Origin of the sequence: Methanospirillum sp. (assembly GCF_028679455.1) — an archaeon.
Taxonomy (GTDB): Archaea; Halobacteriota; Methanomicrobia; order Methanomicrobiales; family Methanospirillaceae; genus Methanospirillum.
Genome location: NZ_JAJRBM010000308.1, coordinates 1 through 11,398 on the forward strand (window position 1 = coordinate 1; position 11,398 = coordinate 11,398).

9 protein-coding genes, 1 tRNA gene and 1 pseudogene are annotated in these 11,398 nt (G+C 49.3%); 4 read left to right on the plus strand and 7 right to left on the minus strand.

The annotated features are described in order from the left end of the window. Positions 1 to 2,546 (plus strand): leucine--tRNA ligase (gene leuS, locus LUQ50_RS10570; RefSeq protein WP_300039800.1); only part of this gene is annotated, 2,546 nt, incomplete at its 5' end. A 10-nt stretch (positions 2,547 to 2,556) separates the two neighbouring features. Here the strand turns inward: leuS and LUQ50_RS10575 are convergent. Beyond that, complete coding sequence (locus tag LUQ50_RS10575; RefSeq protein WP_300039801.1) at positions 2,557 to 2,877, minus strand: DUF5611 family protein; 321 nt, start codon at positions 2,875 to 2,877, stop codon at positions 2,557 to 2,559. A gap of 29 nt (positions 2,878 to 2,906) precedes the next feature. Here LUQ50_RS10575 and LUQ50_RS10580 point away from each other — a divergent pair, with 29 nt between their 5' ends. From LUQ50_RS10580 to LUQ50_RS10590, 3 genes are all read left to right on the plus strand, one after another. Then, on the plus strand, positions 2,907 to 3,641 hold the full coding sequence (locus LUQ50_RS10580; protein WP_300039802.1) for a proteasome assembly chaperone family protein: 735 nt from the start codon (positions 2,907 to 2,909) through the stop codon (positions 3,639 to 3,641). 5 nt (positions 3,642 to 3,646) lie between these two features. Then, positions 3,647 to 4,042 carry a DUF473 domain-containing protein gene (locus LUQ50_RS10585; RefSeq protein WP_300039803.1) on the plus strand — a complete coding sequence of 132 codons (396 nt, stop codon included), beginning with the start codon at positions 3,647 to 3,649 and terminating at the stop codon, positions 4,040 to 4,042. A gap of 56 nt (positions 4,043 to 4,098) precedes the next feature. After that, positions 4,099 to 4,173 (plus strand) — tRNA-Arg (locus LUQ50_RS10590). An 18-nt stretch (positions 4,174 to 4,191) separates the two neighbouring features. Here LUQ50_RS10590 and LUQ50_RS10595 read toward each other — a convergent pair. The 6 genes and pseudogenes from LUQ50_RS10595 to LUQ50_RS10620 all read right to left on the minus strand — a co-directional run. Further along, positions 4,192 to 4,959: a hypothetical protein gene (locus tag LUQ50_RS10595; protein WP_300039804.1), complete on the minus strand. Its 768-nt coding sequence runs from the start codon at positions 4,957 to 4,959 to the stop codon at positions 4,192 to 4,194. 72 nt (positions 4,960 to 5,031) lie between these two features. Continuing rightward, positions 5,032 to 5,460, minus strand: a complete 429-nt coding sequence (locus LUQ50_RS10600; RefSeq protein WP_300039805.1) for a NusA-like transcription termination signal-binding factor — start codon at positions 5,458 to 5,460, stop codon at positions 5,032 to 5,034. A gap of 9 nt (positions 5,461 to 5,469) precedes the next feature. Further along, positions 5,470 to 5,757: a 50S ribosomal protein L30e gene (locus LUQ50_RS10605; protein WP_300039806.1), complete on the minus strand. Its 288-nt coding sequence runs from the start codon at positions 5,755 to 5,757 to the stop codon at positions 5,470 to 5,472. 10 nt (positions 5,758 to 5,767) lie between these two features. Then, a complete protein-coding gene (rpoA2, locus tag LUQ50_RS15975) occupies positions 5,768 to 7,759 on the minus strand; it encodes a DNA-directed RNA polymerase subunit A'' (protein WP_367278990.1) in 1,992 nt (663 codons plus the stop codon). Further along, entirely contained in the window at positions 7,759 to 10,419 is a 2,661-nt protein-coding gene (locus LUQ50_RS10615; RefSeq protein ID WP_300039807.1) for a DNA-directed RNA polymerase subunit A', read from the minus strand. The genes rpoA2 and LUQ50_RS10615 overlap by 1 nt, the downstream gene beginning before the upstream one ends. 13 nt (positions 10,420 to 10,432) lie before the next feature. Continuing rightward, a pseudogene (locus LUQ50_RS10620) lies at positions 10,433 to 11,398 on the minus strand (DNA-directed RNA polymerase subunit B); the annotation flags it as partial.

Genomic DNA, 11,398 nt, shown 5'->3' on the forward strand with positions numbered 1-11,398 from the left:
CACCAGTGGTGGGGATATCAAAGCGTATTGCACGAAAGGATCAGAAGGCTATCACCCTGTACCGTGATCTCTATCGGGTTCCTCAGGATGTGCTGGACTCATTTACCGATCCTCTCAATATCGTCAACCATTTTGCAAACGAGTACGAACGTGTGATGAAACAGGCCGGGCTCTCGATCGACTGGTCCCGCCGGTTCACTACGGTTGAACCGACCTACAGTAAGTTCATCGAATGGCAATGGAAGCACCTCAATGAGGCAGGTCATGTGGTCAAAGGAGCCCACCCGGTCAGGTACTGTCCCCAGTGTGAGAACCCTGTCGGTGACCATGATCTCCTCGAAGGGGACAAGGCAGAGATCCAGAAGTTCATCCTGATCCTCTTCAAATATGGTGACGTTACCATCCCATGCGCAACACTCAGGCCTGAAACCGTGTACGGGGTAACCAACCTCTGGGTAAACCCGAACGTAGAGTATGTCAGGGCAACGGTGGATGGAAAGGAGTGGATACTCTCTCGTGACGCGATGTACAAGATCAGCCTGCAGGATCACGAAGTCACCGAACTTGGAGTGATTTCCGGATCTGAACTGGTTGACAAGACCGTGTCTCACCCGCTCTGTGGCGAGATCCCGATCCTTCCAGCAGTCTTTGTTGATCCGGATATGGCAACTGGTCTTGTAATGAGTGTACCGGCCCATGCCCCCTATGATTATATTGCCCTGCGTGACCTCCAGCAGAAAGGAAAATATACCGATATCAAACCGGTTGGGTTGATCAAGGTTGACGGGTATGGTGAATTCCCGGCGGTCGAAGCAGTTGAGAAGGCAGATATCATCAACCAGGATGATCCAAATCTCGAAACACTGACCCAAGAGGTCTACTCAGCCGAGCATGCGACCGGTAAGATGTATGATCAGTACGGGGGAAAACCGGTAAAGTTCGCACGTGATGAGATCGGTCAGATGATGACCGAGAAGTACGGCTCCTTCATCATGTACGAGTTTGACACCCGCCCGGTCGTATGCAGATGTGGCTCAAGGGTGTATGTCAAGGTACTCCATAATCAGTGGTTCCTGGAGTACAGTGACCCTGCCTGGAAACAACAGGTGTATGATCAGCTCGCCACTATGGAACTGGTGCCTCCTGAAGTAAGAATTGAATTTGATCGGACCGTTGGATGGCTGAAAGACTGGGCATGTTCACGCAGGATAGGGCTTGGAACCAAACTCCCGTGGGATCAGGAGTGGCTCATTGAACCACTCTCTGATTCGACCATCTACATGGCTTATTACACCATTGCCGCACGGATCAAGAAGATGGATCCAGCGATACTGACTCCTGAGGTCTTTGACTATATCTTCCTCGGCAAGGAGTCACCAGGCCTTCCCCAGCGATCAGAACTGGATGCCATGCGAAAAGAGTTCCTGTTCTGGTACCCTTACGACTTCAGATTCTCGGCAAAGGATCTGATATCCAATCACCTTACATTCCAGATATTCCATCACTGCTCTATATTCCCCAAGAATCTGTTACCACATGGTATGGTTGTCTTCGGGATGGGTCTTCTGAACGGGGCAAAGATGTCATCCTCAAAAGGGAATGTCTATCTGCTTGAGGACGCCATCAACGACTTCGGAGCAGACACTGTCAGGATGTTCCTGATTGGGAGCGGAGAACCATGGCAGGACTTTGACTGGCGCAATGAACTGGTCTCTTCAACCAAAAAGCAGATCGAACGATTCTCATCATCCGTCCGTGAAGCTTACGCGGCCGGAGAAAGTCCTGTTCCAATCGACCGCTGGCTCATCTCCCGGGTCCAGGAGCATATCAAGGAGGTCACCCGTGCGATGGAGAACTTCCAGACCAGACAGGCATTACAGGAGGCATTTTTCGGGCTTGAGTCTGATCTGAAATGGTACCGGAGACGACTCGGTGGATCCCTGTCTGGTGGAAAGGATATTCTCCAGGAGGTAAGCACGATCTGGGTAAGACTGCTTGCGCCGATCATCCCCTTCACAACTGAGGAACTCTGGGGTGAAATGGGTCAGCAGGGGCTGATCTCGTTTGCACCATGGCCTGAAGCTGATGAGACCAGAACCGATGTGGATGCAGAGATTGGTGAAGAACTGCTTGCACGAACGGTAGAAGATATCGAATCACTGCTTCGCATCATTCGCCTGAAACCCCGGCAGGTAACTATCTGTACCTCCCCAGAATGGAAATGGGAGATCTTCAGCATGATCGCATCTGCAACAGACAAGAAGAATGTAATGCGGGAGATCATGCAGAAAGAACAGGTCCGGGAACGGGGCAAAGCGGCTGCAGACGCGGTGAAGAACTGTACAACCCATTATCATCGGCTCTCATCTGAACTGGTCGATCAGGTCATCAGTAATCAGCCTGACGAGATTACTATCTTCACAGCAGCACAAAAATTCCTTGAAACTGAGTTCGGTGTTCCGTTCACTATCGTACAGGCGGAAGAATGTTCGCATGAGAAGGCGGGATATGCCCTGCCATTCAAACCTGCGATAATAATCGAATAAAAGAGTTCGGTTATTCAACCGTTTTTGCTTTTTTTACCCTTTCTTTGGTGGTGTACCCGGTGACATCATCCAGGTACCGTCTGAACCTGCGGTTCGTATCCAGAATGATCTGTTCATCCTCGATTCCGGTGAGTGAGTGTGTCTCAACGAGCATGGTTTTACCGGTTGCCCCAGCCTTCACCCGCATGGATTCGATGGCCCCGAAGCTGATCTGATAGAACCCATCAGACTCTTTTGGCTCAACTTCAAAGTGTTCTTTCAGTTTATTCACGATATTCGAAGAAAGTTCCTTTATATGCGTTCGCTTAATCGGGTACTCCTGCATACTCATTTTATAGCTGCGACGGGTATCTTAATGTAATGATGAACAGTCAGGTACCCGATGTCATCGTGCAGTCTCAGGCACCATCAGGAGAGACTGTAACTGTTTTTATCGGTTTTCCCGGGAGCGGTCTGGTAGGGAGTATTGCTCTATCATACATTGTGGAGAAACTCGAATTCACCCAGATCGGAGTGATAACCAGTAAATACTTCCCTCCCATGGCAATGATGACTGAAGGGATCATCGCAGTTCCGGTACGTATTTATGAGAAAGAGGGCATGATCGCAATATTTGCAGATATCCCCATTCATCCCCAGATCTGTTATGAGGTAGCCAATGCAATTCTTGACTGGTTAAAACCCGTGAAGGTTTCTGAAGTGGTGACCATCGCAGGTATCATCACAAATGAACCGGATAAGCGTGTCTTCTGTGTCACCACCGGTAAAGAACTGCTTGATAAGATCGGGGAGAACGCACTCCGACTTCCGATTGGTAGTATATCAGGGATTGCAAGCAGTATCCTGACAGAGTGTAAAGTCCGGGGGATCCCGGCTATTGGTCTTCTTGGTGAGACCATCAATGCTCCGGATCCACGGGCTGCCGCAGCAACGATCGAGGTAATGAATACGATTTATCAGTTACAAGTGGATACTGCGGGTCTGATCGAACAGGCAGATGAGATCGAAGCACAGATGCACCGACTTTCTGAAGATGTGCAGTCTGCAGAAGAGCAGACGGTGAAGGTTGATCCCATGCTACCGATGTACGGGTGACCAGAATGGAGTGTATAACATTATCAGGGATATCTCCCCAGGTCATAGAAGAGCTGCGAAAAGGAGTTCCCCGGACAGTTGAACTTACGAGTGCACACAATGTCATTGCTCTCTCAATGGTGGCCCCGGGAACCAGAGTGTTTATGACCTCTATCGACTGTGAAGATATCTCAATTGGGGATACCGGCATTATTGTCGAGATTCTCTCCGTATCCATCACCATGAAACATGTTGTCGAGGTCAATCAGGGGTATCATGTTATGGAACGGGAACGGATGTCTGCACGTTGTAAGGTAAAGTACATCTCAAATACGACCATCAAAGCAACGGTGAGTCCCTGCCGCCTTACTGAACCCAGGAGGGTTGATGTCGTCAGACCGGTTATCTTTCATGCAGGATAACTCTTTTTTTGGGTATAATTTAAACCAGTTCCAGTATAATGTATGAAGGCACAGATGGACCTGTGGCTTAGCCTGGATATAGCGTCGGGCTTCTAACCCGAATGTCGGGGGTTCGAATCCCCCCAGGTCCGTATCTTTTTTAAAAAAAGTTAATGTGTTCTGCTGATATGGAGAACCTGATCATAGAAGTGATACTGTGTTCCGTCCATAAAGCTAACATCAGCACCGATCCGATCCAGACAGTTATTTGAGGCCTCAAAACTGACGGTTGAACCAACTGTGTTACCAAGATCTTTTATGTCAATTGCCCCATCCGGAGCATATCTGCTAACTTTAAGCGACTTGATCAGATTCTGACCGAAGCCTCCCCTGAATTCAACATTTATCGTTCTGATATCTACATTCGCCTGGATGATCACTGATTTATTCGCCGGGATCTCCTCAATCGGATCAGGCTTCAGGGAGGGTGAGGCAGCAATCTCTGCACAGGGATCGGTTACTTCCCTGAAGTCAGCACTACAGATTCCTGATACTGATGACATCATTTCATTGAGGAACGGGTACTCAACGCCATCCATGTACACCGCTGTACCGGTAACCTGGTCACCACAACCAGTGCCGGTGAAGGTTACAGTATTACCAGTCTCCCATCCGAGATTCTGGGTCTGACTGGTGCCGTCTGGTGAAGTAACCGTTATCTGAAGTGATTTCAGAAGGTTCTGACCAAACCCACCACGAAAAGTTGCATTGATTTGAGAACCCATCTGGTCCACCTGCACTCCAATCGAAAGATTTACAGGTGGTTGAATTGTCTGTACTGGTACAGGAAACACACTGGTTTCTGTTGCAGTTCCTATTCCTACAAACATGAGTGAGAGGATCAAAAGAACAAGCATTACTGCTTTGGTACTGTGCATAATAGGTGTCAGTTCAACCTGATAACTATTTCAGGATTCTGATCTGAATCCAACGATAAAAAGCAAAAAAAGTTACTCGAGGATAATATTCTGAATATTGTGCTCACGAAGAGCAATCATCTTCGTTCGATTCAGATTCTTCCCTGCTTTGCCGATAGCCAGACCGCGATCTTCATCTTTGATCACCACATGAGCAATCTGATCCCCATGGTAATCTGAGTATTGAATCTCGGTGACCTTGGCTGGATGAAAGCAGTTCTTAAGGAACTGAGTGGGATCATCAGAATACTCCACAACCTCACAACGTTTGCCAAGTGTTTCGGCTGCTTTTCTGATGTTTGCACCCTGTTTACCAATGGCGAGCCCCATCTCACCGTTATTCACGATGAAAATCAGCCGGTCATTCTCCTCGTCGGTGATAACATCCCGGCTTCCAGCACCAGTCAGGTGCTCAAACCTGGCAATCAGTGCCAACTTTTCTTCGTTAAGAACTACTCCCATACCACTCGCTTACCTTGAAAGGCTCAGAATGTCAGACTCGCCTGCTTCAACAACTGCCAGGGCACTGACCATAAATGGTTTACCGCAGGCACGGCCGAGCTGGACACTTGAACCGGGGAAGGTGTGAGCCTTAACCTGTTCCTTACCAGTAAGGTACTCTACAAACTCATTCGGGCAGTTCTCTGCTACCACCACAAGTTGTGCTTTCTTGCCTTCAATGCTCTCTTTTGTCTCGTTCTGACCAAGGATCACCGTCCCGGTCTTGATTGCCCGTCTCAGGGATGTGTTGAAATCCATATGAAATACCCTATACTTTCTGCCTTACTACTAATTTAACATCCCCGGTCCCGAGCTGAATCGGCTGTCCGACGATGACATTCTCAGTTACTCCGCAGAGTACATCTGCTTCGTGAGCTACCGCGGCATCAAGAAGATGGTTGACCGTTACTTCGAATGCTGCACGGGAGAGGACACTCTCCTTCTCTCCGGCGATACCGTGACGACCAATCTGCTTGACTTCTCCTTCCATGCACATCATATCTGCAACGAGCATGATATGACGGACATCAACCATGATACCCTGTTCGCCAAGGGTAGCCAGTGCTTCATTGATAATTGCATTCCTGGCTGCCTCAATACCGAGCACCTGGGAAATCTCGTTGATGTTATTGGTTCTGGTCCGGGTGGTATCAACACCCCTGACCGCAAAGACATCCTTCAGGTTGGAACCTTCAGTATAGAGGATATACTCGCCGGCCTCTTTCCTGACCACCACTCGCTCGATATCATCGATACCCTGAACAATGACATTTCTGACATGTTCCTTGAGCTGGAAGAGATTCTGATAACTACCGCGATCCTTTGGAAGAAAGATGATCACGCCATTTGCTTCATCAATGTCGTGATCAAAGTCACGGTAATGGCGACGCTCACGAATCTTTTTCGGTCCGGCTTCCAGGATATCCTTGACTGATATCTTCCGCTTATCACAGACCTGTTTGTTCAGATGAACCACAATCTGCATCTTTGCCATGTCAGTGGTGATGTCACCGAACTCCTGCAATGGTGCAGCTTCAATCTGCCAGGACACCTGTCGGGCCTTGTCACGATCGGTTGCGTATCCTTCACGCAGATAGATCGTCATGGTAGGCGTGGAAGGCTCCTTTCTGGCGTCCATAATCTCGATGAGACGGGGCAGACCGAGGGTAACGTTAATTTCAGCCACACCAGCGTAGTGGAAGGTACGCATGGTCATCTGGGTACCAGGCTCACCAATGGACTGAGCAGCGATCACACCTACGGCTTCACATGGCTCAATTCTGGTATGCTTGTACTCCTTGACCACCTGTGCCATGATCTTTTCAAACTGATCATCGGTAATGATCCGTTCAGGGGCATCTACTCCTTCAATCTCACGCTTAATCACAATCTTTGCAAGTGCAGTATTGGTACGGTGAGGATGATTGGGTCCAATAATATTGAAGAACCGGTCATTAACCCTGGCAAGCGCCTGTGGATATTCAACCAGTTCTCCAATCCGTGGGAGATGATCACGAAGAAGTTCGCGGTATTTATCCTGCTGAAACCGGTCAAGCATCTCAAACCGGGAGAGATCTACCCAGTCAGGGATCTTCATCTCTTCTACCGGCTCTTCGCGGCGGATTGGAATGTCTCCCTTCCCAAGATCTGCCGGAAGTGGGAACGCAGTTACCAGCCAGTTCTCAAACGTTCCCTGCTTGAGTTGTTCGGTCAGGAAGACGGTATACTGTTTCTGGGTCAGCCGGAAATTCGGATTTTCATCCTTCTTGAACTCCTTGATCTGCTCCTTCAGGATCTTTTCAATCCGTTCAGGGATTTCAGAAATCTTCTCGACTGTGAGGATGTGATCAGAAAAAAACTCCCTGATCTCGATCGCTTTCTTGTCCTGATTTGTCAGTTTTGCCTTACGGATCGGGGTGATGATAACTTCGCCCTCTATTGCAGGAGGTGAAGGCTCTTCTCCTTCATCTTCAACCTCCTGATCCTGAATAGTCAGGGGAGTAAAGCGATCATTTAGCCACTCGTAAAACTTTTCTGCATGAATAAGATCTTCCATCCTGGCGATGAAGGCCTGATCATCAAGGAGAGAGTCCTCAACCCCTTCTTCCTCCTTCATCATCCATTCGACCATCTCCATGAGTTGTTCACGGATATGATCAGGAACATCATCAGGGAACTTCTTCCGTACCCGATGCTCTTCGAAATATTTGAGCACCGCTTTGGCAGCTTCTGCCGAAATATCGGGGAGTTCACCCATCATCAGATCTCCTCCTTAAGGATATTACCCACGATACCTTCAACGTCCACCGGTTCACCAAAGCAACTTTTCATCGGATCGGTTGAGTCTTCACCATACTCGATCTGGATGATACGCCCCCCGGTTGTCCTGACCGATCCATCATATGCAACCTTGAGATCCTGCAATGCATTGATCATTCGTCGCTGGAGATAACCGGACTGTGATGTTCGGACTGCAGTATCCACCAGACCTTCACGACCTCCGATTGCATGGAAGAAGAACTCAGTAGGATTGAGACCGGATTTGTAACTGTTCATCACAAACCCGTGAGCCATTGCTCCACGCTCATCCTTCTTGAAGTGTGGAAGAGTCCGGTCTTCGTATCCTCGCATGATACGCTCACCACGAACTGCCTGTTGTCCGACACAACCTGCCATCTGAGTTAGGTTAAGCATCGAACCACGGGCTCCGGATACAGCCATGACCACCGCGGAGTTTGAAAGACCAAGGTGCCGTCCTGCAATCTCACCAGTGTTATCACGAGCCTTTCCAAGAACCTGCATGATCTGCATTTCGAGTGTCTCTTCAGGGGTCCGGCCTGGCATCGGTTCGAGCTGGCCTTCCTCAAAGATCTTGATTCTGCGTTCCACATCATCGGCAGCCTGACCAAGAACCTCACGAATCTGACCATAGTCACTCTTAGAGAGGTCTTCATCATCGATACCGAATGTGAACCCGTCATGCATAATTCCACGAATCGAAAGTCGGGTCACATCATCGATAAACTGTGCTGCACGGGCATATCCGTACTGTCTGATAATTCTTTGAAGAATTGCACCGTCAAATGCTCCCACTGCACGTTTATCAATAGTTCCGGTAGTAAGATCACCATCACAGATCTGAACATATGCATCACGATCGCATTCGGCCTTCAGACACGTTTCACAGTTTTTGCAGGAGGATGCCTGAAATACCATGTTCAGGTCAACCGGGAGAATCCGGGAGAAAACCTGTTTATTACTCCAGAGTTCAACCCCATTCTCAATCTTTCCAGGCTTACCCAGGCGATCAACACGGTTGTTCTTGAGGAGATCGATGGCTTCACTCTTGGTAAACCACCTGGTGGTATGGGTCAGGAGGAATATGCCAGAGATGTGGTCGTGAATACCACCAATAATCGGACCACCGAAACGTGGTGAGAGAATATTTTCCTGCACACTGGCAAGCATTGCTGCTTCAGCCCGCGCCTCTTCGGTCTGCGGGATGTGCAGGTTCATTTCGTCACCATCAAAGTCTGCGTTATACGGAGGGCAGACTGCAGGATTCAGTCTGAAGGTTTTCCCATCCATCAATTTGACCCAGTGGGCCATGATGGACATACGGTGCAGAGACGGCTGACGGTTGAAGAGCACGATATCTCCATCACGGAGATGGCGTTCAACAATCCAGCCGGGCTCGATCTGTTCAGAAACAAAATCAAGATTTCCGTCTTCTGCCCCGGTTCCCTTCACCAGCCTGATACGCCTCTTGTCAGGTCTGATAACATAGTTTGCCCCGCATGGACTTTTGACAGTGGGCCGTTCCGGCCCAATCTTGACAATCTGACGAAGCTCATCGATATTGTAGATCGTTCCCTGGACCGGGATGGTCATCTCATTTGCTATCTTGAGTGGAATTCCCACTTCATTCACAGACAGATTCGGACTCGGAGAGATGACAGTACGGGATGAGAAGTTGACACGCTTACCAGACAGACTACCACGGAAACGGCCATCTTTCCCTTTCAACCGCTGTGAGAGGGTTTTGAGTGGCCGACCAGACCGGTGACGGGCAGGCGGACAACCGGCTACTTCGTTGTCCATGTATGTGGTAACATGGTACTGAAGCAGTTCCCAGAGATCCTCAATAATTAACTGAGGAGCTCCGGCATCCTGATTTTCTTTAAACCGCTGGTTGATACGAATGATATCAACCAGTTTGTGGGTAAGATCATCTTCAGAACGCTGACCATTCTCCAGAATGATAGACGGCCGCATGGTTACCGGGGGTACCGGGAGCACGGTCAGGATCGTCCATTCCGGCCTGGCAACCGAAGGTTCAATACCGAGGTGTATCAGATCATCATCTGGAATCTTCTCAAGCCGGGCTCTGATATCAGCGGCAGTCAGTTTATTCTCGACCTTTTTACCACGCTCATCAGTGGTAACTTCTGCAAAGGTGGTTGGTTTCTCAAAATTGATCTTAAGTTGCTGTTCTCCACAGTGCGGGCAGATACGCTCCTTCTTAACATCTTTTTCAGAGAGCGAATCACCACTGCTCTCGTCCTCAGGACCCATGATCTTCTCGATCTCTTCGGGTGAGAGGAGCAGACGACCACATTCACGGCAGGTAACCCTGAGCAGTTTCCTGATCAGACGGGTGTACCCAACATGGATGACGGGTTTTGCGAGTTCGATATGACCGAAATGACCAGGGCATTCACCGGCCTTCTGACTACAGGTTTTGCACCGCAGTCCCGGGTCAATGACACCAAGGTGAAGATCCATGAGACCCTGCGGATACGGGAACCCGTCATCATCATAGGTGTCTGCCCAGATGATCTTTCTGACACTCATCTGGCGGATCTCTTTCGGGGAGAGGAGGCCGAACTCGATCCTCCCAATTCTTTTTGGGCTTGGCATGCTTCACTCCTCCTTATACGACATCCTCAAGGTTGAGACGGGGCGCAATCATCATACTCTTCATCTCATCGAGAAGAAGTTTGAAGGCATAACTCATCTCAACCGGATAGATATCAGTTTCATTTCCACAATTGAGGCAACGGGTGATGTTCATCTTTCGATCAAGCATCGCAACCATGCCACAGTTGGCACAGACGAACTCAGTAACCTTATCAGACTCTTCAAGCAGCCGCTCTTTTAAGGCCATTGCTGCTCCGTGTCCGATCATCACATCACGTTCCATCTCACCAAAACGAAGACCTCCTTCACGGGCACGACCTTCAGTCGGCTGGCGGGTAAGCACCTGGACCGGACCGCGTGAACGTGCGTGCATCTTCGAGGATACCATATGGTAGAGCTTCTGGTAGTAGATGACACCAATATAGATATCAGCGTGGAATCTGCGCCCGGTAATCCCATCCCACATAGCCTGGCGACCAGTATGGGAGAATCCGAATGCCTTTAGTGAAGCACGGAGATCTTCTTCTCTGGCTCCGGAGAAAGCGGTTCCATTGACGCGATGACCCTCGAGTGATCCAACCTTTCCACCAAGCATCTCAAGCATATGCCCGATAGTCATACGGGACGGGATAGCATGCGGGTTGATGACGAGATCAGGCTGCATTCCTGAATCAGTAAAGGGCATATCCACAGCCGGTGTGATGAGGCCGACGACTCCCTTCTGTCCGTGACGGGATGCAAACTTGTCACCGACTTCAGGAATACGAAGATCACGGGTTCTGACTTTGACCAGTTTGGAGTTGTTCTCTCCTTCGGTAAGGATCACGGTGTCAACGATACCATGCTCATTACTTCGCATGGTGACCGAGGTGTCACGCCGTTTTTCAACCGTGATCAGTTCAGAAGTAGGTTCTTCAAGGAACCTGGGCGGTGAGGTCTTGCCAATAATGACATCCTTCTCGTTGACGACTGTCTCAGG

Bases quoted from the DNA above. Each gene is read 5' to 3' on its own strand.
- LUQ50_RS10575 (WP_300039801.1), bottom strand. From the start codon at position 2,877: ATGAGTATGCAGGAGTACCCGATTAAGCGAACGCATATAAAGGAACTT.
- LUQ50_RS10580 (WP_300039802.1), top strand. From the start codon at position 2,907: ATGATGAACAGTCAGGTACCCGATGTCATCGTGCAGTCTCAGGCACCA.
- LUQ50_RS10585 (WP_300039803.1), top strand. From the start codon at position 3,647: ATGGAGTGTATAACATTATCAGGGATATCTCCCCAGGTCATAGAAGAG.
- LUQ50_RS10595 (WP_300039804.1), bottom strand. From the start codon at position 4,959: ATGCACAGTACCAAAGCAGTAATGCTTGTTCTTTTGATCCTCTCACTC.
- LUQ50_RS10600 (WP_300039805.1), bottom strand. From the start codon at position 5,460: ATGGGAGTAGTTCTTAACGAAGAAAAGTTGGCACTGATTGCCAGGTTT.
- LUQ50_RS10605 (WP_300039806.1), bottom strand. From the start codon at position 5,757: ATGGATTTCAACACATCCCTGAGACGGGCAATCAAGACCGGGACGGTG.
- rpoA2 (WP_367278990.1), bottom strand. From the start codon at position 7,759: ATGATGGGTGAACTCCCCGATATTTCGGCAGAAGCTGCCAAAGCGGTG.
- LUQ50_RS10615 (WP_300039807.1), bottom strand. From the start codon at position 10,419: ATGCCAAGCCCAAAAAGAATTGGGAGGATCGAGTTCGGCCTCCTCTCC.